The organism is Klebsiella oxytoca NBRC 105695 (genome assembly GCF_001598695.1).
GTDB lineage: Bacteria > Pseudomonadota > Gammaproteobacteria > Enterobacterales > Enterobacteriaceae > Klebsiella > Klebsiella oxytoca.
On record NZ_BCZK01000003.1, the window covers coordinates 428,739 to 450,290 of the forward strand.

15 protein-coding genes are annotated in these 21,552 nt (G+C 55.9%); 8 read left to right on the top strand and 7 right to left on the bottom strand.

Features of this window, described 5'->3' with window-relative positions:
* Nucleotides 1–196 precede the first annotated feature (196 nt).
* The 3 genes from glpE to KO1_RS07795 are packed head-to-tail and all read left to right on the top strand — an operon-like array spanning nt 197 to nt 2,194.
* Nucleotides 197–526 carry a thiosulfate sulfurtransferase GlpE gene (gene glpE, locus KO1_RS07785; protein WP_004106481.1) on the top strand — a complete coding sequence of 110 codons (330 nt, stop codon included), beginning with the start codon at nt 197–199 and terminating at the stop codon, nt 524–526.
* Nucleotides 527–585: 59 nt separating this feature from the next.
* A complete protein-coding gene (gene glpG / locus KO1_RS07790; protein WP_004116008.1) occupies nt 586–1,416 on the top strand; it encodes a rhomboid family intramembrane serine protease GlpG in 831 nt (276 codons plus the stop codon).
* 19 nt (nt 1,417–1,435) lie between these two features.
* Nucleotides 1,436–2,194, top strand: coding sequence for a DeoR/GlpR family transcriptional regulator (locus KO1_RS07795; protein WP_004106478.1), 759 nt, complete (start codon nt 1,436–1,438; stop codon nt 2,192–2,194).
* Here KO1_RS07795 and rtcR read toward each other — a convergent pair.
* Nucleotides 2,176–3,774: an RNA repair transcriptional activator RtcR gene (rtcR, locus tag KO1_RS07800; protein WP_047720552.1), complete on the bottom strand. Its 1,599-nt coding sequence runs from the start codon at nt 3,772–3,774 to the stop codon at nt 2,176–2,178. The genes KO1_RS07795 and rtcR overlap by 19 nt on opposite strands.
* Before the next feature lie 320 nt (nt 3,775–4,094).
* Between rtcR and KO1_RS07805 the strand changes: the two genes are divergently transcribed.
* Both KO1_RS07805 and rtcA read left to right on the top strand, forming a co-directional pair.
* The gene (locus tag KO1_RS07805) at nt 4,095–5,309 is read left to right on the top strand and encodes an RtcB family protein (protein WP_016810018.1); all 1,215 of its coding nucleotides are present in this window, start codon (nt 4,095–4,097) and stop codon (nt 5,307–5,309) included.
* A gap of 4 nt (nt 5,310–5,313) precedes the next feature.
* Complete coding sequence (gene rtcA, locus KO1_RS07810; RefSeq protein WP_047720555.1) at nt 5,314–6,333, top strand: RNA 3'-terminal phosphate cyclase; 1,020 nt, start codon at nt 5,314–5,316, stop codon at nt 6,331–6,333.
* Between the two features lie 204 nt (nt 6,334–6,537).
* Here rtcA and malT read toward each other — a convergent pair whose 3' ends face one another.
* Complete coding sequence (gene malT / locus KO1_RS07815) at nt 6,538–9,243, bottom strand: HTH-type transcriptional regulator MalT (protein ID WP_016810016.1); 2,706 nt, start codon at nt 9,241–9,243, stop codon at nt 6,538–6,540.
* A gap of 619 nt (nt 9,244–9,862) precedes the next feature.
* Here malT and malP point away from each other — a divergent pair.
* Entirely contained in the window at nt 9,863–12,253 is a 2,391-nt protein-coding gene (gene malP, locus KO1_RS07820; protein ID WP_004106468.1) for a maltodextrin phosphorylase, read from the top strand.
* 10 nt (nt 12,254–12,263) lie between these two features.
* Complete coding sequence (gene malQ, locus KO1_RS07825; RefSeq protein ID WP_004106465.1) at nt 12,264–14,357, top strand: 4-alpha-glucanotransferase; 2,094 nt, start codon at nt 12,264–12,266, stop codon at nt 14,355–14,357.
* 59 nt (nt 14,358–14,416) lie between these two features.
* On the opposite strand, the gene pckA is transcribed toward malQ, so the two are convergent.
* The 5 genes from pckA to KO1_RS07850 form a co-directional block, all read right to left on the bottom strand.
* Complete coding sequence (gene pckA / locus KO1_RS07830; RefSeq protein ID WP_023321711.1) at nt 14,417–16,039, bottom strand: phosphoenolpyruvate carboxykinase (ATP); 1,623 nt, start codon at nt 16,037–16,039, stop codon at nt 14,417–14,419.
* A 348-nt stretch (nt 16,040–16,387) separates the two neighbouring features.
* Complete coding sequence (hslO, locus tag KO1_RS07835; protein WP_016810014.1) at nt 16,388–17,272, bottom strand: Hsp33 family molecular chaperone HslO; 885 nt, start codon at nt 17,270–17,272, stop codon at nt 16,388–16,390.
* 18 nt (nt 17,273–17,290) lie between these two features.
* Nucleotides 17,291–17,692, bottom strand: a complete 402-nt coding sequence (hslR, locus tag KO1_RS07840) for a ribosome-associated heat shock protein Hsp15 (RefSeq protein ID WP_004106460.1) — start codon at nt 17,690–17,692, stop codon at nt 17,291–17,293.
* Complete coding sequence (gene yrfG, locus KO1_RS07845; protein ID WP_004106458.1) at nt 17,689–18,372, bottom strand: GMP/IMP nucleotidase; 684 nt, start codon at nt 18,370–18,372, stop codon at nt 17,689–17,691. The genes hslR and yrfG overlap by 4 nt, the downstream gene beginning before the upstream one ends.
* A gap of 60 nt (nt 18,373–18,432) precedes the next feature.
* Nucleotides 18,433–20,562 (bottom strand): intracellular growth attenuator family protein, encoded by a 2,130-nt coding sequence (locus KO1_RS07850; protein ID WP_004115996.1) that lies wholly within the window; start codon nt 20,560–20,562, stop codon nt 18,433–18,435.
* A 330-nt stretch (nt 20,563–20,892) separates the two neighbouring features.
* On the opposite strand from KO1_RS07850, the gene nudE reads away from it, so the two are divergent.
* A complete protein-coding gene (gene nudE / locus KO1_RS07855) occupies nt 20,893–21,453 on the top strand; it encodes an ADP compounds hydrolase NudE (RefSeq protein WP_032729136.1) in 561 nt (186 codons plus the stop codon).
* Nucleotides 21,454–21,552: the final 99 nt, after the last annotated feature.

The window sequence follows — 21,552 nt, forward strand, 5'->3', positions numbered from 1 at the left end:
ACCTCTTACACTTTCGTTTAAGCTCACAAATGTTCGATATCGCTCAATATAGCAAACAATCGCGCCATTGGTAACATCAAAAAAACATTTCAGAGTGATGCGTGTAACATATTGGCGTTTATTTCGCGCCAGGCTGTACACTAGGCGCTAAAATTCGGGGCGTTTCGTCGCCTGCCTGTAGAAAAAAAGAGAGCTTATGGATCACTTTGAATGTATTAACGTAGAAGAAGCCCACCAGAAAATGCATCAGCAGACGGCGGTGCTGGTGGATATCCGCGACCCGCAAAGCTTCGCGATGGGCCATACGCCGGGCGCGTTTCATCTGACCAACGATACGCTGGGCGCGTTCATGCGCGACAACGACTTTGATACGGCGGTCATGGTGATGTGCTATCACGGCAATAGCAGCAAGGGCGCTGCGCAGTATCTGCTGCAGCAGGGTTACGACAAGGTGTACAGCGTGGACGGCGGGTTTGATGCCTGGCACCGGCATTTTCCGGCGGAAGTCGCGCATGGCGCAGTTTAGGCGTTAGCGCAGGTTGTGGCTATAATATCCCCCTTTGTGTGGAATAAGCGAACCGCTGCATGTTAATGATTACCTCTTTTGCCAACCCGCGCGTGGCCCAGGCGTTTGTCGACTATATGGCGACGCAGGGAATTATTTTGACTATTCAGCAGCATACGCAGAGCGATATCTGGCTGGCTGACGAGAGCCAGGCCGCGCGCGTGCAGGCCGAACTGGCCCGATTTCTTGAAAATCCAGCCGATCCGCGCTATCTGGCCGCCAGCTGGCAGTCGGGGCACACCAATAGCGGGCTGCACTACCAGCGATTCCCTTTTTTAGCGACGCTTCGCCACAACGCCGGGCCGGTTACCTGGAGCGTTCTCTTCGCCTGCATCGCCGTCTTTGTCCTGCAATCGGTCATTGGCGATCAACCGGTCATGATGCTGCTGGCCTGGCCCTACGATCCTTCGCTGAAATTTGAAGTCTGGCGCTACTTTAGCCATGCCCTTATGCACTTCTCGCTGATGCATATTCTGTTCAACCTGCTATGGTGGTGGTACCTCGGCGGGGCGGTAGAAAAGCGAATCGGCAGCGGCAAGCTGGTGGTGATTACCGCGATCGGCGCCTTACTGAGCGGCTTTGTACAGCATCAGTTCAGCGGCCCGTGGTTTGGCGGACTCTCCGGCGTAGTCTATGCGCTAATGGGCTATGTCTGGCTACGGGGCGAGCGCGATCCGCAGAGCGGCGTTTATTTACAGCGCGGCTTGATACTCTTCTCCTTAGTATGGTTAGTTGCTGGATGGTTTGATGTTTTCGGCATGTCGATTGCGAACGGTGCGCACGTGGCTGGTCTGGTGACCGGGCTGGCGATGGCGTTTGTTGATACGCAGAATGTGCGAAAACGAACGTAGAGATTCCCAGGGATATTTCATGAAACAAACACAACGTCATGACGCGATTATCGAGCTGGTAAAAAAACAGGGATACGTCAGTACCGAAGAACTGGTCGAACAGTTTGCCGTCAGCCCGCAGACCATTCGCCGCGACCTGAATGATTTAGCCGATCAGAAAATGATTCTGCGCCACCACGGCGGCGCTGCGCTACCGTCCAGCTCGGTGAATACGTCCTGGCACGACAGGAAGTCGACCCAGACCCAGGAAAAAGAGCGCATCGCCCGTAAGGTCGCGAGCGAAATTCCCGATGGCGCGACGCTGTTTATCGATATCGGCACCACGCCGGAAGCGGTGGCCCATGCGTTGCTTAACCATAACGATTTGCGCATCGTCACCAATAATCTCAACGTCGCCAATACGCTTATGGTGAAAGAGGATTTCCGCATCATTCTGGCCGGCGGCGAGCTGCGCAGCCGGGATGGCGGTATTATCGGTGAGGCCACGCTCGACTTTATCTCTCAGTTCCGACTCGATTTTGGCATTCTTGGCATCAGCGGCATCGACAGCGATGGCTCGCTGCTGGAGTTTGACTACCACGAAGTGCGCACCAAACGGGCGATTATTGAAAACTCCCGCCACGTAATGCTGGTGGTTGATCATTCCAAATTCGGCCGCAATGCGATGGTGAATATGGGCAGCATCAGCATGGTTGATGCGGTCTATACCGATGTGATGCCGCCCGCAGGGGTACTGAAGGTGATTACCGATAACAACCTTCAGCTGGAGCTGTGCTGATCCTTTAGCATTTCCCAGCCCAGGCCAAAGCGCGCCAGATACTTGCGCAGCCGATCCGCGTCGTTGACCGTTGCTTTGCCGAGGCGTGAAACGTTAAAGAGCTGGCGTCCGGCATCGGAAATCGTTGTTGCCTGCTGGCATACGGCAATGACGTTTTGTAGATGCAGGCGATCAAAGAGGTCAAGATTTTCCACCTCCGCCCCCAGTAGCGCGTCGAGCGCTGAGGGGCGGCGATCGTTCCAGCTGTAGCGCAGCCGTTCAATCTCATCCTCCACCGTGCTTACCGTGATGCGACCGTTTTCCGCCAGGGTCGCCATGCGGGTCACGCTGGCGGACAGTTCGCGGAAGTTGCCGCTCCACGCCGCCTGGGGCGAGGTGGCGAACGTCAGCCACGCGCGGCGCGCTTCGGTATTAAAGCGCACGCTGTCGCCGGTTAGCGCGGCGTGACGCTCCATTTCATACTCGAGATTGGGTTCGATATCTTCCTGGCGCTGACGCAGACCGGGCAGTTCAAAGGTCCACAAATTAATACGTGCGTAGAGATCTTCGCGGAACTGGCCCTGCGCAACCCGCTGGCGCAAATCGCGCACGGTGCCGGCGATGAGCTGAAAATCGCTGCTGACCTGCTGGTCGCTGCCGAAGGGATAGAAGCGTTTTTCCTCAATGGCCTTCAACAGCATCGCTTGTTCATCTGCGCCCAGCTCGCCAATCTCATCCAGGAAAAGCATCCCGCCGTTAGCGCTGCGCAGCAGGCCAGCCCGTTCTTCCCTTGCGCCGGTAAAAGCGCCTTTGACATGGCCAAACAGCGTCGACATTGCGGTATCACCGCGCAGGGTGGCGCAGTTCACCTCGACGAGCGGACCGTTAAACTGATGGCGCGCCAGCTTTAACTCATAAATGCGGCGGGCAAGAAATGATTTACCTGCGCCGGTGGGGCCGTTCAGCAGAATCGGCGAACGGGAGCGGATAGCGACGCGCTCAATATTCTCGATCGTGCGGTTGAAGCGCGGGTTACGGGTCTCGATACCGGATTTCAAAAAGTTAAGCGTCTCTTCCCGTTCCTGGGCGAAGCGGCTGGCGATAGCGTTATAGCGGCTGAGGTCGAGGTCAATGATCGTCACGCCGCCCGGGGTATGGGGCTTGTCTTTTTTCCGCGGCGGGGAGGTTTGCGCCAGTCGCGCCGGGAGATAGCGCGCTTCGGCCAGCAGGAACCAGCAGATCTGCGCCACGTGAGTGCCGGTGGTGATGTGTATCAGATAGTCTTCATCTTCAGGATGGAACCGGTGGCTGCGGGCAAAATCGTGCAGGCAGGCGTAAACCTCCTCGAAATCCCATGGATTGCGGATGGTCATCTCAACGCCGACGACCTCCGTTTCCGGCGATACGCTGGCGATATCCTGCTTTAAGGTCTCAAACAAGCCGCGCGAACGGGCGTCGTAAAGCAGCTCAAGGCGATGAACAACCAGTGTTTCCTGCTGACACAGGCATAAGGTTGGCCGCCATTTCTCCCAGCGCTGGCTGCCGCGGCCAACATAATCCAGTACCGTACCGACAAAACCAAAGGCTACCGTTTTGCGCATCTTAGATTTCCTTATAAAAGACGATATTTAATTATCGTACTTTCGCTTCCCGTACGCAGTGTCTTTTTGAATGAAGTGCGGGTGAAAATAAATAACCCATAAAAATCAAACAAATAATTTTATTTTTATAATCTGGCACGCAGGTTGCAAAAACACTGTCATGGAGAATAACGGAACCAGGAAATCAGATGGCTAATCTACTTCAGTTCCGTTCCGCCGTTATGACGCGCCGGCAAGTTCTCATGATGCGGCTCCGGTTAAGCCGGCGTTAAGTTGCTTCACAACTTGTCGCCGCCCTATTAATAAAATGAGAAAAGACAATGAATTATGAATTGATGGCCACCCAGAACGCCCCGGTGAAAATGTGGACCAAGGGCGTACCCGTGGAAGACGAAGCGCGCCAGCAGTTGATTAACACGGCAAAGATGCCGTTTATTTTCAACCATGTTGCCGTTATGCCCGATGTGCACCTTGGTAAAGGATCGACAATCGGAAGCGTGATCCCCACTCTCGGTGCGATTATTCCGGCTGCGGTTGGCGTGGATATCGGCTGCGGAATGAATGCGCTGCGCACCAGCTTAACGGCGGCGGATCTTCCGGATAACCTTGCTGAATTGCGTAGTGCGATTGAAGCCGCCGTGCCGCACGGACGGACGACCGGGCGGGGCCGTCGTGACGCGGGGGCATGGGAAAATCCACCGGCTAACGTTGACGCGCACTGGTCAACGCTGCATGCGGAGTTTCAATGGCTAACCAGTAAATATCCGCGCTTCCTTAACACCAATAACTACAAGCACCTGGGAACGCTGGGAACCGGTAACCACTTTATTGAAATTTGCCTCGATGAGGCGCAGCAGGTTTGGGTGATGTTGCACTCCGGTTCACGCGGAATTGGTAACGCCATAGGCACCTATTTTATTGAAATGGCGCAAAAAGATATGGAGCAGCATATTGCGAACTTGCCCTCGCGCGATCTGGCTTATTTCTCTGAAGGCAGCGAGCATTTCGTGGATTACGTTCGGGCGGTGAGCTGGGCCCAGGATTATGCGCGCGCCAACCGTGAAGCGATGCTGGAAAATGTGCTGCTGGCGCTGCGTAAAACCATCGACAAACCCTTTACGCTGGTGAGCGAGGCGATTAACTGCCACCATAACTATGTGCAAAAAGAGCAGCATTTTGGGAAGGAGATTTACGTTACCCGTAAGGGGGCGGTATCCGCCCGGCGCGGTCAGTACGGGATTATTCCGGGATCGATGGGCGCGAAAAGCTTTATTGTTCGCGGACTCGGTAACCCGGAGTCGTTCTGTTCATGCAGCCACGGCGCCGGACGCGTGATGAGCCGTACCAAAGCGAAAAAACTGTTTAGCGTAGAGGATCAGATTCGCGCCACCGCGCATGTAGAATGCCGTAAAGATGCAAACGTCATCGACGAGATCCCGATGGCCTATAAGGACATTGACGCGGTGATGGCCGCGCAGTCCGATCTGGTGGAAATTGTGCATACCCTGCGTCAGGTGGTATGCGTGAAAGGATAATGTAATGAAAAGGATGATTACGCTGGACGGCGCGCAGGGAGAAGGCGGCGGGCAGATTTTGCGCTCGGCGCTGAGCCTGTCGATGATAACCGGCCAGCCGTTTGAGATTATCGGCATCCGCGCCGGTCGCGCTAAACCGGGCCTGCTGCGCCAGCATCTCACGGCGGTACGGGCGGCGGCCGAGATCTGTAGCGCTCAGCTGAGCGGCGATGAGCTGGGCTCGCAGCGGCTGCGTTTTGTCCCAGGGCCGATTCGCGGCGGAGCGTATAAATTTGCCATCGGCAGCGCGGGCAGCTGCATGCTGGTGCTGCAAACGGTGTTACCGGCGCTCTGGTTTGCCGATAGCCCGGCCCGCGTCGAAGTCAGCGGCGGCACGCATAATCAGGCGGCCCCGAGCGCGGATTTCATTTGCCGCGTCTGGGAGCCGCTGCTGGCGAAAATGGGTATAAACCAGCGTACGGCTTTGATCAAGCATGGCTTCTATCCGGCCGGGGGTGGCGCCGCGCTAACGGAAGTGGCGCCGAGTGCGTCACTCAGCGGGCTACAGCTGCTTTCGCGTGGTGAAACGAATTGCCTTACCGCAGAAGCGCTGCTGGCGGCGGTTCCTTACCACGTTGGCGAGCGCGAAGTGATAGCGCTGAAGGCCTGGCTGCCGCTGGCAGATAAAAAAATTCGCGTGCTGGAGGGCGGCGCCGGGCCGGGAAATACGCTGTCGCTGACCGTGGAGTGCGAACATCTTACGGAGCTGTTTATGGCTTTTGGCTCCAAAGGCGTGAGTGCTGAAAAGGTTGCGCACCAGCTTGCTTCGCAGGTCAAACGCTATCTGGCAAGCAAAGCGGCTGTGGGGGAATATCTGGCCGACCAGCTGATATTACCGCTGGCGCTGGCGGGCGAAGGTGCGTTTACCGTCGCGGAAGTATCGGCGCATTTGCTGACCAATATCGCGGTGGTTGAGCGGTTTCTGCCGATCCGATTTACCTGTGAACCGAGTGATATTGGCTATCTTATTCAGGTTCGCGATTAAACTTTGCGGTATCGCCGGAAACGTAAAGTGGTGATTCTCTTCTGTCTCGGGAAAAGGCCGGAATGAGGGCTGTTTTGCGCATGTTCTTCCCCTGACCCTCTCCCCGAAGGGGCGAGGGGATCGTTTCGCTGGCTTTTTTAATGACATAACAATGCGTTAGCGTTTTAGGTAAAACAGAATAGTTTTCCACAGATCGCGCAGGAATTAGACTCCATATCCCATCATTTTAAGCAACTGCTGGGCATGCTGAACGGCATCCTGGCGGTGCGCGACGCCCAGCTTTTGATACAAATTGCGAATATGCGTTTTAATCGTAGTGGCGGCAACGTCCAGCTCGCCGGCAATCTGCTCATTGCTGTAGCCGGAATAGATAAGTCCCAGTACCTGCCATTCGCGCTGGGTTAGCGGGCTGGTGCGGATGAGCTCCGGCACTTCCGGGTGGTTCAGCAGCCGCTCGACGAAGCTCTCGTCAAAGTGGGCGAATTTGTGGCGATGATGCTGGTTGATATCGCGCAGAATACGCTGGGCGCGGTGCTGCTCGAGCTCCGGCAGGGTATTGAGCTGAATCAGCTGGCGCAACTGCTGCGCCATCGCTTCTCCTTCAATCACAAAATGATTGATAAACCCGGTGCGGTTGGCGAGGGTGAGCGCTTCCAGTAGCGCTTTCTGCGCTTCGCTTTTACGCCCGGCCTGCCAGTAGAGCTGGTTGAGCAGCAGCAGGTTGCGGTTGAGATCGCTCATCAGACGCAGCGAGCGGGCGTTATCGTTTAGCTCTTCCAGCACCATTTCAGCGGAATCAAAATCACCGAGCAGGATCTGCGCGCGGGCGATATTGCGCCACTGGCTCTGCAGGAAGTGGTTGTTAGCGAATTCCGGTTTGGGCGTCTGACGCAGCCAGTTTGCCGCGGCGGCTTTATCGCCGACCATCTGCCAGTAGATCACCCGGACTTTATCGGCATTGGATACCCAGTCGCTATGGTAATGACCGTTGCCAAGCAGATTCTCCAGGCGATTCAGATGGCTGCGGGCGTTATCCAGATCGCCGCGCGCCAGCGAGCACTGCACCATCAGCGTCAGGCACTGCAGCTGTTGCTGCGGTTGGTAGGACGAAAGCACGTTCATGCCGTTGCGCGCGGAGGTTTCCGCTTCATCCAGCCGCGCCCATGCCCACAGCAGCTGGGAGCGAATACGCAGCAAAAACTCATGCATCGGCAACTGCTCCAGATGCTGTTCGCGAATGAGCTGGAACGCTTTTTCCTGAATTTCCCAGGCGGCCTGCAGGAAACCTTGCGCAAACAGGATTTCGCTTTGCTGGATCATGCTCCATAGCGCGTAGTGCCAGACGTCATGGCGGCGGGCCATCTGTTCCGTCTGCTGCATGACCGCCAGCGATTTACTCAGCTGGCCTTTGCAGTGCAGCACTTCGCCGTGTACCGAGGTCGCTACGATTCGGCTGTAGTAGCTGGCCAGCGGCAGCTCATCAAGTGCCACCATCGCCAGGCGCTCGGCTTCGTCCTGATCGCCGGCGTTGATCGCCACCTGGGCACGCAGGGCGTTGAAATCGCCGTGCATGGCGGTGTCCATTTCCGTATCCATCTCCTGCTCGGCGCGGGCCAGCAGGGTATTCACTTCGCTATAGCGGTGCTGGCTCTGCATCAGCCAGGCCTGCAGGAGAATTAACCGCGGATTTTCCAGCAGGTTTGACCACGGTAGCGCGGCGAGAGACTGTTCCAGCAAGCTCAGCTCGCTATGGTTAAACATGCCCCATGCGTGATTGAGCAGAATATCGCGCAGCATTTTAGCGTCGCCCGCCGCCAGGGCGTGATGGATAGCCTCGGTCGGGAAGCCCTGCGCCATCCAGCTCTCGGCCGCCGCGCGGTGAATTTCCGGCAGCTCGACCGCCAGCTCCCACTGACAGCGCTGGCGCAGAAAATTACCAAACAGCGGATGATAACGGAACCATTCGCCGGAATCGTCCATCCGTTGCAGGAATAGCCCCTGGCGTTCAATCTCCTCCAGCTGCATCTGGCCATTCTCTTCGCCGGTGACGCGGACGATGAGCGCATCGTTCATTGAGCGCAGCAGCGAGCTTTTCAGCAGGAAATTACGCGTTCGCGGATCGACGTTATCCAGCACCTCATCGACCAGATAGTCAGAAAGATGGCTGGCATTAATACCGGCAAGACGACGGGCGGAGTGTTGCGCGGAAGTGTTGTTCTGGCGCGCCGAGAGGGCAATCAGCTGCAGCGCGGTGGCCCAGCCGGCAACATCGTCGCACAGCCTTTTGCTGTCGTCGGCCTCAATAGGCGAACTGAGACGACAATCGAAAAACTGCTTGGCCTCCTGATGGGTAAAAGCGAGCTGCTGGCTGCCGATTTCCAGCAGCTGATCGCGTACGCGCAGGTTGGCGATACCCAACTGCGGCAGATTACGCGACAGCACCACCAGAGTCATATTTTCCGGCTGGTGGCGGAGGAAGAAGCGCATTGCATCATGAATAACCGGGTTGGTGATCAGATGGTAATCATCAATCACCAGGAATAGCGGGCGCTGCCAGTCGGCCAGTTCGATAAACAGTTGAGCGAAGAGGGAAGGCAGGCTGGCGTACTGGCGCTTTTGCACCATGGCCTCGCTGGCTGCACAGTGGCCGCCGGTCGCCTGCTGAACGGCGGCGATGAGATAGCTGGCAAAACGCTCCTGTTGGTTATCACCTTCATCCAGCGAGAACCAGCCAAGGTCATTTTTCCCCGCCGCCCATTGAGAAACGAGCGTGGTTTTACCGTATCCAGCCGGGCTGGTCACCAACGCGAGACGATAATTGTTCGCGCCGGAAAGTTTCGCCAGTAATCGCTCACGAACCACAGTGTGTTCAAGGCGGACCGGACGACTTAATTTAGACGGAATCAACATAGTTCTTCATTTCGCTGTGCAAGGGAGGGATTGCGAATTTTTTTGCGCTTCGTAATTAATACCCAATAAGGTCGGCCATAATGAATTTTATTGCAAGTTATGTCCGAGTTTTATGCTCTTGAATTTGCTCTATGTCACAAATTTTGACATCGAGTGAAATTGATATAAAGGAGGGCAGCGTGCGCGGTTTCTGGGCTTGCGGGAAATTCAGGCACCACAGGCTAATCTTTTTTTACAATCTAAGTATTTGTTTGTTTTTATTAAAATATTATCGGCTTATTCTTATAAGTCATCTTTTTGAGTTATTTCTGCATTAAAGCCCGTTTATTCTTCGAATATTTACTTTTATTTCGCCATATTTACAAAACGGCATTTTATGGCCTTTTTATCAGCCAGGCTTGTAACAAAGTTTTGTTCGCCAGGAGAGACAGGTTGCGGGTTCCGCAGCGGCGAATTTTGCAGCATAATTTTGCCGGTAAGCTAACGTAATAGTGGCCACGATCACACTTTTCGCTCATCCCTGCTACTCCTCCCCGGCTAATCCCTGGCGGGATGAGGACGTGACTCCGGGAGGTCGGCACACTAACGCTAACGTTTTAGTAAAGGACCCGGATTTCTTATGTCACAGACTTCTTTTAACAAAGCTCAGTTTCAGGCTGCACTGACGCGTCAGTGGCAGCATTTTGGTTTACAGTCCGCTTCCGAGATGACCCAGCGTCAATGGTGGCGCGCCGTAAGCGGTGCGCTGTCCGAGCTGTTGTCGGCTCAGCCGGTAGCGAAAGCGGCCGCAGGGCAGCGTCACGTAAACTACATCTCAATGGAGTTTTTAATTGGTCGCCTGACCGGCAACAATTTGCTCAACCTTGGCTGGTATCAGCAGGTCAGCGATGAGCTACAGGCGCATGACGTTAACCTGACCGACCTGCTGGAAGAGGAAATCGACCCGGGTCTGGGCAACGGTGGCCTCGGCCGTCTGGCGGCATGTTTTCTGGATTCAATGGCAACCGTGGGTCAGTCGGCCACCGGCTACGGCCTGAACTATCAGTACGGTCTGTTCCGCCAGTCTTTCGCTGACGGGCAGCAGATGGAAGCGCCGGATGACTGGGGACGTAGCAACTACCCGTGGTTCCGCCACAATGAAGCGCTGGACGTACAGGTGGGCCTCGGCGGTAAAGTGACTAAAAATGGTGAGTGGGTTCCGGCATTTGTGATTACCGGCGAAGCCTGGGATCTGCCGGTGCTGGGCTACCGCAACAACGTGGCTCAGCCGCTGCGTCTGTGGCAGGCTAAGCACGCGCATCCTTTTAACCTGACTAAATTCAACGACGGCGATTTCCTGCGTGCCGAACAGCAGGGCATTGACGCCGAAAAACTGACGAAAGTCCTCTACCCGAACGATAACCATCAGGCGGGTAAAAAACTGCGTCTGATGCAGCAGTACTTCCAGTGCGCCTGCTCGGTTGCCGATATTCTGCGTCGCCATCATCTGGCAGGTCGCAAGCTGGCAGAGCTGGCGGATTATGAAGTTATTCAGCTGAACGATACTCACCCGACGATTGCGATTCCGGAGCTGCTGCGCGTGCTGATTGACGAGCATCAGCTGAGCTGGGACGACGCCTGGGCGATTACCAGCAAAACTTTTGCTTACACCAACCACACCCTGATGCCGGAAGCGCTGGAGTGCTGGGATGAGAAGCTGGTAAAAGCGCTGCTGCCGCGCCACATGCAGATCATCAAACAGATTAACGACCGCTTTAAAACGCTGGTGGATAAAACCTGGCCGGGCGACAAGCAGGTTTGGGCGAAGCTGGCGGTGGTGCACGACAAACAGGTTCGTATGGCGAACATGTGCGTGGTCAGCGGCTTTGCGGTTAACGGCGTTGCCGCGCTGCACTCCGATCTGGTGGTGAAAGATCTGTTCCCGGAATATCACCAGCTGTGGCCGAACAAATTCCATAACGTCACCAACGGCATTACCCCGCGTCGTTGGATCAAGCAGTGTAACCCGGCGCTGGCCGCGCTGCTGGATAAAACGCTGAAGAAAGAGTGGGCCAACGATCTCGACCAGCTGATCAACCTCGAAAAATATGCTGATGACGCGACGTTCCGTCAGACGTATCGTGAGATTAAGCTGGCCAACAAGGTTCGTCTGGCGGAGTTCGTGAAGCGGCGTACCGGTATCGAGATTAATCCGCAGGCGATTTTCGATATTCAGATTAAGCGTCTGCACGAATATAAACGCCAGCACCTCAACCTGCTGAATATCCTCGCGCAGTACAAAGAAATCCGCGAGAACCCGCAGGCCGACCGCGTACCGCGCGTGTTCCTGTTCGGTGCGAAAGCGGCTCCGGGCTACTACCTGGCGAAGAATATTATCTGGGCGATCAACAAAGTTGCCGCAGCGATCAATAACGATCCGCTGGTAGGCGATAAGCTGAAAGTCGTATTCCTGCCGGACTACTGCGTCTCGGCGGCGGAAATGCTGATCCCGGCGGCGGATGTCTCTGAGCAGATCTCTACGGCGGGCAAAGAGGCCTCCGGTACCGGCAATATGAAGCTGGCGCTGAACGGCGCGCTGACCGTGGGAACCCTCGACGGCGCCAACGTTGAAATTGCTGAGCAGGTGGGCGAAGAGAACATCTTCATCTTCGGTCATACTGTGGAAGAAGTGAAAGCGCTGAAGGCCAAAGGTTACGACCCGCTGAAGTGGCGGAAGAAAGATAAGCTGCTGGATGCGGTGCTGAAAGAGCTGGAGAGCGGTAAATATAGCGATGGCGATAAGCATGCCTTCGATCAGATGTTGCACAGTCTGCTGAAAGGCGGCGACCCGTACCTGGTGCTGGCGGATTTTGAAGCCTACGTGGCGGCGCAGAAGCAGGTTGATGAGCTGTATCGCGACCAGGAAGCCTGGACGCGCGCAACGATTCTGAACACCGCGCGCTGCGGCATGTTCAGCTCCGACCGTTCGATTCGCGATTATCAGCAACGTATCTGGCAGGCAAAACGCTAAGGACAGGCCTATGGAGAGTAAACGCCTTGATAACGCTGCCCTGGCGGCGGGGATAAGCCCAAGCTACATCAATGCTCACGGTAAGCCGCAGTCTATTGCTGCGGCGACCAAGCAGCGGCTGCTTGATGCGATGCATCGTACAGCGACTGCCGTGAAGGCGACGGTTGATCCGCTGCCTGCGGTGCAGGTGTTCACCTATGGCAAAAAGATGTCTCTGCCGGTGGCGGGCCAGGGGGAGTTTCACTGGATCCTCACCACCGAAGAAGGGAAACAGTATCAGGGCCAGGCGCGCGGCGGAGAAACCCTGCCGCTGCCGGCAAAATTGCCGGAAGGGTATCACACGCTGACGCTGACTCAGGACGGCGAGCGCAGCCACTGTCGGGTTATCGTCGCGCCCGCGCGCTGCTATGAACCGCAGGCGCTGAAGGATGGTAAGAAGCTGTGGGGAACCTGCGTGCAGCTGTATACGCTGCGCTCGGAGAAGAACTGGGGAATTGGCGACTTCGGCGATTTGCGCGCTATGCTGCCGGAAATCGCTCGCCGCGGCGGCGCGTTTATTGGTCTTAACCCGATTCACGCGCTCTACCCGGCTAACCCGGAGAGCGCCAGCCCGTACAGCCCCTCTTCACGCCGTTGGCTCAACGTTATCTATATCGACGTCAACGCGGTAGACGATTTCCGTCACAGCAAAGAGGCGCAAAAATGGTGGCAATCATCGGCTACGCAGCAAGCCTTACAGGCCGCGCGCCAGACCGATGACGTTGACTATAGCGCCGTGACCGCTCTTAAGCTCACTGCGCTGCGCATGGCCTGGAAAGGTTTTTCCGCGCGCAATGATGAGACGACGGCGGAGTTCCGTCAGTTTGTGACCCGTGAGGGCGAAAGTCTGTACTGGCAGGCGGCGTATGACGCGCTGCACGCCTGGCAGGTTAAGCAGGATCCGATGCGCTGGGGCTGGCCCGCGTGGCCGAAGGCTTACCAGGATACCGATAGCCCGGAGGTTAAAGCATTCTGTACCGAGCATGCCGACGAGGTGAATTTTTACCTGTGGCTGCAATGGCTCGCTTACACCCAGTTCGCCGAGTGCTGGCATACCAGCCAGAACGATGCCATGCCGATCGGCCTGTATCGCGATCTGGCGGTCGGCGTTGCGGAAGGCGGAGCGGAAACCTGGTGCGATCGCGAGCTGTACTGTCTGAAAGCCTCCGTCGGGGCGCCGCCGGACATTCTGGGTCCGCTGGGACAGAACTGGGGCCTGCCGCCGATGGACCCGCATATCATGGTGGCGCGCGCCTATGAGCCATTTGTCGAGCTGTTGCGCGCTAATATGCAAAACTGCGGGGCGCTGCGCATCGATCACGTGATGTCGGTGCTGCGTCTGTGGTGGATCCCTTACGGTGAGACGGCCGATCACGGTGCTTACGTTCAGTATCCGGTAGACGATCTGTTGTCGATTCTGGCGCTGGAGAGTAAGCGTCACCGCTGTATGGTGATCGGCGAGGATCTGGGAACCGTACCGGTTGAGATCGTCGGTAAGCTGCGAAAAAGCGGCGTTTACTCTTACAAAGTGCTCTATTTCGAAAATGACCACGAGAAGACTTTCCGTGCGCCGAAGGCGTATCCGGAGCAATCAATGGCTGTGGCAACGACGCATGACCTGCCAACGCTGCGCGGCTACTGGGAAAGCGGCGACCTGACGCTGGGGAAATCGCTTGGCCTGTATCCGGATGAGGTGGTGCTGCGCGGACTTTATCAGGATCGCGAGCTGGCGAAGCAGGGGCTGCTGGATGCTCTGCACCGCTACGGCTGTCTGCCGAAGCGTACCGGGCATAAAGCGTCGCTGATGGCGATGACCTCAACCCTGAATCGCGGTATGCAGCGCTATATTGCCGACAGCAACAGCGCGCTGCTGGGCCTGCAGCCGGAAGATTGGCTGGAGATGGCCGAGCCGGTCAATATTCCCGGCACCAGCACGGAGTATCCAAACTGGCGTCGCAAGCTCTCCACCACGCTCGAGGCGATGTTTGCCGATGAGCAGGTGAATAAGCTGATTAAGGATCTGGATAAGCGGCGTAAGTCGGCAAGTAAGAAGAAATCCGCCTGATTGGGAGCGTTAAAAAAGCCGGGAAGTGATTCCCGGCTTTGTATTTTCTGCTGAACCGATTAGAGTTTTGGCCCTGCGGCCACCAGCGCAGCGCCCGCTGGCGTATCGGTGTACTTCTCGAAGTTCTCGATAAACAGTTTCGCCAGCTGCTCCGCTTTTTCCTGCCACTGCTCCGGCGATCCGTAGGTGTTGCGCGGATCGAGGATATGAGTATCCACGCCCGGAAGCTCGGTCGGGATCTGCAGCTCAAACATCGGTAGCGTGAAGGTTTCGGCATTGTCCAGCGAACCGTCAAGGATCGCATCGATAATGGCGCGGGTATCTTTGATCGAGATACGTTTGCCGGTGCCGTTCCAGCCGGTGTTGACCAGATAGGCCTGCGCGCCGGAGGCCTGCATGCGTTTTACCAGCACTTCAGCGTATTGCGTCGGGTGCAGCGAAAGGAACGCGGCGCCGAAGCAGGCGGAGAAGGTTGGCGTCGGCTCCGTGACGCCGCGCTCGGTACCGGCCAGCTTGGCGGTAAAGCCAGACAGGAAGTGGTACTGGGTCTGGTCGGCGGTCAGGCGAGAAACCGGAGGTAGAACGCCAAACGCGTCGGCGGTCAGGAAGATAACCTTAGTGGCATGACCCGCTTTGGATATCGGCTTAACGATGTTTTCGATATGGTAGATCGGATAGGAGACGCGGGTATTTTCGGTCTTCGAACCGTCGTTAAAGTCGATGGTGCCGTCGGCCAGTACGACCACGTTCTCCAGCAAAGCATCGCGGCGAATCGCATGATAGATATCCGGTTCTGCGACTTCTGAAAGCTTAATCGTCTTAGCGTAGCAGCCGCCTTCGAAGTTAAATACCCCGTCGTCGTCCCAACCGTGTTCATCATCGCCAATCAGGCGGCGTTTCGGGTCGGTGGAAAGGGTGGTTTTGCCAGTACCGGAAAGCCCGAAGAAGATAGCGACATCCTCTTTTTCCCCGACGTTGGCGGAGCAGTGCATGGAAGCGATGCCCTTCAGCGGCAGCAGGTAGTTCATGATCGAGAACATCCCTTTTTTCATTTCGCCGCCGTACCAGGTACCGCCGATCAGCTGGATGCGCTCGGTCAGGTTAAAGGCGACGAAGTTTTCGGAGTTCAGACCCTGCTCTTTCCACTGCGGGTTGGTGCATTTGGCGCCGTTCATCACGATGAAATCCGGCTCAAAGTTTGCCAGTTCTTCATCGCTCGGGCGAATAAACATGTTCTTCACGAAATGCGCCTGCCAGGCGACTTCGGTAATAAAGCGGACGCTCAGGCGGGTGTCGGCGTTAGCGCCGCAGAAGGCGTCAACGATGAAGAGACGTTTGCCGGAGAGCTGGCGGGTGACCAGTCCTTTCAGGTGCTGCCACGTTTCCTCTGACAGCGGTTTATTGTCGTTCTTGCCTTTGCCTTTATCAGCCCACCACACCGTATCGCGGGTGGTGTCGTCACGAACGATATACTTATCTTTTGGAGAACGGCCGGTAAAAATACCGGTATCTACGGCGATTGCACCAAGATTTGTTAATACGCCACGTTCATAACCTTCCAGATTGGGGGCGAGCTCTTCTTGATACAAAGTATCGTAGCTGGGGTTATGGACGATATCCTGGACGTCATTGATACCATAAGCCTTGAGATCCTGCGGGGTTAAACCATTATTAACGCGCATGTCACTGCTCCTTAGCCAATATGTACTGCTTTAAATTGTAGGGGTTATTACGGGGTATAGACCGCGACCAGGCTCATAGATTTACGTATCTCGACAAACGACGGACTTACGAAAAACGTTGTGACTCCTGTCACGAGGCATAGGGGATTATCTCAGGAATTGATGCGTCGGTGGGGGTAGATGTTTCTTAATGGTTAAAAAGTAATTAAAAAAACTGTTGAAATGTGAATGTAATCGCTTACCTGAAAGAAAATTACGTAACTCTTTCATGGGGAATCGATTCATCACGCGGATGAAAAAGGTTGACGTCAGGAACGAGAGGAGAGCTCGCTCCTGACGAATTGAGGATTAGTGGAGCTGCGGGTCGGCCGGAGAGGCGTTGTTGCGGATCTCGGCAATATCCATTGCATTAAAGATGTAATGATTTCCGCAGTAGTCGCAGTGCATATCGATCTCACCCTCATCGGCGAGGATGCTATCAATCTCCTCATCGGGCAGCGTTTTCAGCGCGCCGGCGCAGCGTTCGCGAGAGCAGGTGCACTTAAACTCGACGTTCTGCGGTTCGTAAACGGTGACTTCCTCTTCGTGATACAAACGCCAGAGCACATCGTTCGCTGGCAGGGTAAACAGCTCTTCAGCTTTGATGGTTTCGGTCAGCGTGCTCAGATGTTCAAAATCAGCCGCCTGCGCATCTTGCGCCGGCAGAACCTGCAGCAGCATGCCGCCGGCCATCGGTTTGCCTTCGTGCTCGCCGCTGCGGATGATCAGCCGGGTCGGCAACTGTTCGGAACGCTGGAAGTAATCTTCCAGGCAGGCAGCCAGGGTGTCTCCCTCAAGGCCGACCACGCCCTGATAGCGCTCGCCCTCTTCCGGAGAGATGGTGATGACCAGATATCCGTTACCGACCATAGTTTTCAGATCCGCCCCATCCGGGATCTCGCCCTGGACGCGGGCTACGCCGCGCATCTGCTGCTGGTTGTTGCCGTTGATCACCGCCAGCGACAGCGGGCCATCGCCCTGCAACTGAACGGTGATATCGCCAGCGAATTTCAGCGTCGCGGTCAGCAGGCTGGTGGCGACCAGCAGTTCCGCGAGCACGGTTTTCACCGGCTGCGGATAGCTATGGTTAGTCAGGATCTGTTCTAACGTTTCAGAAACTGTCACCAGCTCACCACGTACGGCATAGTTTTCAAACAGATAGCGGTGTAATTGATCGTGTTGAGTCATAATCATCTCTCTTGCGGGCCACAGTTATTCACTATCGCCGTGTTTAAATCTCATCAGGTCGCGGCGCTCTTTCTTATCCGGACGCCTGTCGGGATGCGGCATAGTTAGCGCGTTCATTTTTCGCGCCAGCGCCATTTTCTCGCGTTTCTCGATGCTCTCTGCCGTCTCTTCATAGAGCGCGACGGCTTCGCTGGCAGGTCTGCGCTGTTCGGTAATGCCTTTTACCACGATAGTGCGTTCATCATTGCCCTGGCGGATCGTCAGGGTGGCGTTGAGTTCGACCACTTTTCCCGGCTTACTACGCTGTCCGTTGTAGTGTACCTTGCCGCCTTCAATCATCTCGCGCGCCAGCGCTCGGGTTTTATAAATGCGGGCTGCCCACAGCCATTTGTCCAGCCTGACGGCTGCGACGGGTTTTTCTTTCATGGCCTCTCCTGTAGGGTCAGCGAGGGGATCAGATGCCGGTAGTCATTCAACCCGGGATGACGAACGTAGCTTTTTTCCGCCAGTCCGGAATCTGGGTTGGTGATGCCCAGGCAATAGCGGATGCCAAACTCCGCCGCCGCGTCCAGAATCGCCTCGTTATCGTCGACGAAGAGCGTATTACGCGCGTCGAAGCCGGTCTCTTCAGCCACAGCGTGCCACAGACGCTGATCTTCTTTCGGATAACCAAATGTGTGGGTGGAAAGCAATAAATCAAGGTGCGCATCCAGCCCGGTATGTTTTAGCTTCACCGCCAGATTGTGCGGATGCGCGTTAGTCAGCAAAATCCGGCGCTTACCGCTGGTTTTAAGCGCCTCAAGGAACGGCACGGTATCATCACGTAGCGTCGCCCTTGGCCCCTGCTCGCTGGTCATCGCACAAATATCCAAACCCAGGCGCTCGCTCCAGTAGTCCAGGCAGTACCAGTTTAGCGTATGTTGCACCGCATGATATTCCTGGCGCATCGCGTCTCTGGCTTCCTGCAGGTTGAGCCCGCGCGCGGCGCCCCAGGTTTCGGGAACCAGTTTTTGCCAGAAGTAGTTGTCGAAAGCGAGGTCGAGCAGCGTGCCGTCCATATCCAGCAGAACGGTATCAACCTCCTGCCAGGCGATATCAAAATGCATGGTAAGTCTCCAGCGAAGGGAAATTGCGCGACAGGGTATCACACCCCGCCGTACAGAGAATTATTCTTGCGGGTCCGGCGAGGAGAGCAGAACCGGATTCAGGCAGCTTTCGTAGTATTTCTGGATCTCTTCCTGGCGCTGGCGATGGCGCTGATAGCGACGAAAAGCCTGGATGCCGTGATACGCCGTGCAGCCCAGCATGGCCAGCAGCAGCAGCGTTGTCCCGAGGTAGCGCCACAGGCCAGTGCGGTCAGGGATACGGTGCAGGTTGATATGCTGCGTGCCGTTAGCATCGGTATAAAGGCTGGTGACGATACCTTCAGCCTGGAACGGCGTGTGCATCAACATGCTCGCCAGGCGCCGTAGTTCACTCCACTGCTGGTGCGCAGGGAAGTCGTATAATCCGGTGCTTGGCCAGGGCTGATTGACCAGGTCGCTGCCTTCATCGCTGGCAATCAGAAAACCGCCAGGCGCCGGGCTATTCAGCGCCTGAGCGGCACGTGAGGTTTCCCGACTGACGAACGGCGCGGTGGAGGTGGTCACCAGATTCTCCAGCGACTCCGCGCTTACCGGACGCAGCAGCACGTTAACCCCGTCCAGTTTCCCCGCGCTGGCGCGTTTGGTCAGCGTTTCCCAGTTACGGGTGTTACCGAGGTTAACCAGCGCATTCTTCAGGCGAACGCAATCGTCTTTCGCAGAGCACAGGTCGTTGGTTTTGGTGACGATATCGCCAAAGTCATCCAACAGCACCATGCCGGATTTCTGAATAGCGGAGCGTAGCGCCGGGCTGACCCGCGAATCGTCATCGGATTCGGGGTGGAGCTGGCGCTGAACGGTCTGCATCAGCGCGGCGGCCTTACTGACGATATCTGACTCCGGCAGCGGCAGGGGAGGCGCATCATTCCAGACGATTTGTGAACAATCGAACGGCATAAACGGCGAGTTCTCTTTTGCTGTCCACGCGCCCGGGGTGTGAATGTTACACATTCCCGAGCCTTTCAGGCGCAGCGTATCGCCAATGCGAATTTTCGATTTCTCCAGCTGGGCGACCGTAGTGGCTTCGATGGTCTGTGCGCCTTTTAGCCATGACAGCGTGAATTTAAACGGCATGTTTAGCGGAACGCTGGCCCACAGCATGACAACCACCAGTAGTGCTCCCAGGGCGATAATCGTGCTACGAAGCCAGTATTGAAGCGGGAAGTTTTTAACCTCATCGTGCAGCGACAGATAGCGTCCCTGGCGGACTACATGGCGGCTGAGATAGATGTCGATATCCGTTTGCTGACCAAGGTCCTGCGCGATCCACGGTTGCCAGTGGCGCGGGTAGATGAGGTCAATAATGCCGAGAGAAATATTGTTGGTATGCTCCTGGGTGTTTTCACCAAACAACCCCCAGCGTTTAGGCATACCGCGCAGACAATGAATTTCCCGCAGCGATGTTTTGCGCGGCGGCGCGTAGATTCCCCATACGCTGGCAAGAAGTAGCAGTATACCGCCGCCGAGAAGCCAGGGCGAAAAGACGTCGGGGGCGATCAGGCTACAATAAAACAGCAGGAACGCGGCGACTGCCAGAATAGCTTCGCGAAGGCCGTCGGGGCGGCTCAGTGCGTGCTCTTCAGGCGTTTCCGGGCGGATGTTGAGCAGCTCAATTTGTTCGCTCTCTTCCCCGCGGATAGATGCCTGGGTCGCCGGGGCTTGTTCAAGGGCGAAACCACGGGACTCCTGCGGATAGTCGCTCAGCGTCTGCCCGTTAAGCGCAATCACCAGCGGTAGGCTCGTGGTGGAGATTAATTCGACGCTGTTCTCGTCATTAATATGTTGCTCCCAGAATGGGGGCAGATGAATTTCTACTGAATCAAGGAAGTAGCGCCATTTGTTGAGATCGTCCGTGGTGATGCCGTAGCGAGTGATCGCTCGGGTAACGCTATAAACGGTATCGCTCTGTTCGTTCAGCATCAGGTTTAGCGGCGCGGTACTGGCGCCTGAAGCTGGCAACTGCTGGTTGCGGCTGAGACTTTCGAGGTATTTTTCTACGGCGCTGCGCTCTTCATCGGAGAGGTTGCGCGTAGCGGCATCGCTAAAGGCGTGCAGCAGCGGCAGGCGGCGACGTCTGGCATGCGAGCGATACCACCACCCGATAAGCAATGCGCAGATTAGCAGAGCTAACAAAAATATCAGAAAGGTGCCCATGCCCATCCCATCATAGTTATTCTTTTCTTATTGGTATCGTCGGTTGCCATTCATCATGCAGGTAAAACAGCCGTTGCCATCGGCACTTATCCTGTCAAAGCGGGAACATCTATTGTGCAATGCAGCAGCATACAACCTTATCAAAAACGTTAAAATCCAGGAATCGGTATATTCTCAAATACTGGTCAACCTATTGACTTTTGAGTCTTTGTGATAATAGGTTTCAAAACGAAAAGGTTGCAACTATGTAAATTAGTGGCGAATTGGATTGCCGAAACCGTGCTGCGTATCGCACAATGCCCTCTGTAATCACAGCATAGACCGATGACAATGAGCAAATCATTACAAAAACCCACCATTCTCAACGTTGAAACAGTCGCGCGCTCGCGCCTTTTTAATGTTGAAAGCGTGGACCTTGAGTTCAGCAACGGGGTGCGCCGCGTATATGAACGGATGCGGCCTTCTACCCGTGAAGCCGTGATGATTGTGCCGATTGTCGATGACCACATAATCCTGATTCGCGAATACGCTGTTGGTACCGAGTCCTATGAGCTGGGCTTTTCGAAAGGCCTGATCGATCCTGGCGAAAGCGTTATGGAAGCCGCCAACCGCGAACTGAAAGAAGAGGTCGGATTTGGCGCGCAAAAGCTGACGTTTTTGAAAAAGCTCAGCATGGCTCCGTCCTATTTCTCCAGCAAGATGAATATCCTGGTGGCGGAAGATCTGTATCCGGAATCGCTGCCTGGCGATGAGCCAGAGCCGCTGCCGCAGGTTCGCTGGCCGCTAGCGCAGCTGATGATGCTGCTTGATGAAGAAGACTTCAACGAAGCCCGTAACGTGAGCGCGCTGTTCCTGCTGCGGGAATGGCTTCAGGCTCAGGGGCGACTTTAACGCACTCGCAGGTAAAAAACGCCCGTTGCCTGCGGCGTGAATGCCTGTACCGCATCGCCTGGGCGGGTAAGGCGCCAGCCGCCTGGCTACGCGGCGGGC

Excerpts from the sequence above, each read along its gene's own strand:
- glpE (WP_004106481.1), top strand. The coding sequence starts at position 197 with ATGGATCACTTTGAATGTATTAACGTAGAAGAAGCCCACCAGAAAATG.
- glpG (WP_004116008.1), top strand. The coding sequence starts at position 586 with ATGTTAATGATTACCTCTTTTGCCAACCCGCGCGTGGCCCAGGCGTTT.
- KO1_RS07795 (WP_004106478.1), top strand. The coding sequence starts at position 1,436 with ATGAAACAAACACAACGTCATGACGCGATTATCGAGCTGGTAAAAAAA.
- rtcR (WP_047720552.1), bottom strand. The coding sequence starts at position 3,774 with ATGCGCAAAACGGTAGCCTTTGGTTTTGTCGGTACGGTACTGGATTAT.
- KO1_RS07805 (WP_016810018.1), top strand. The coding sequence starts at position 4,095 with ATGAATTATGAATTGATGGCCACCCAGAACGCCCCGGTGAAAATGTGG.
- rtcA (WP_047720555.1), top strand. The coding sequence starts at position 5,314 with ATGAAAAGGATGATTACGCTGGACGGCGCGCAGGGAGAAGGCGGCGGG.
- malT (WP_016810016.1), bottom strand. The coding sequence starts at position 9,243 with ATGTTGATTCCGTCTAAATTAAGTCGTCCGGTCCGCCTTGAACACACT.
- malP (WP_004106468.1), top strand. The coding sequence starts at position 9,863 with ATGTCACAGACTTCTTTTAACAAAGCTCAGTTTCAGGCTGCACTGACG.
- malQ (WP_004106465.1), top strand. The coding sequence starts at position 12,264 with ATGGAGAGTAAACGCCTTGATAACGCTGCCCTGGCGGCGGGGATAAGC.
- pckA (WP_023321711.1), bottom strand. The coding sequence starts at position 16,039 with ATGCGCGTTAATAATGGTTTAACCCCGCAGGATCTCAAGGCTTATGGT.
- hslO (WP_016810014.1), bottom strand. The coding sequence starts at position 17,272 with ATGATTATGACTCAACACGATCAATTACACCGCTATCTGTTTGAAAAC.
- hslR (WP_004106460.1), bottom strand. The coding sequence starts at position 17,692 with ATGAAAGAAAAACCCGTCGCAGCCGTCAGGCTGGACAAATGGCTGTGG.
- yrfG (WP_004106458.1), bottom strand. The coding sequence starts at position 18,372 with ATGCATTTTGATATCGCCTGGCAGGAGGTTGATACCGTTCTGCTGGAT.
- KO1_RS07850 (WP_004115996.1), bottom strand. The coding sequence starts at position 20,562 with ATGGGCACCTTTCTGATATTTTTGTTAGCTCTGCTAATCTGCGCATTG.
- nudE (WP_032729136.1), top strand. The coding sequence starts at position 20,893 with ATGAGCAAATCATTACAAAAACCCACCATTCTCAACGTTGAAACAGTC.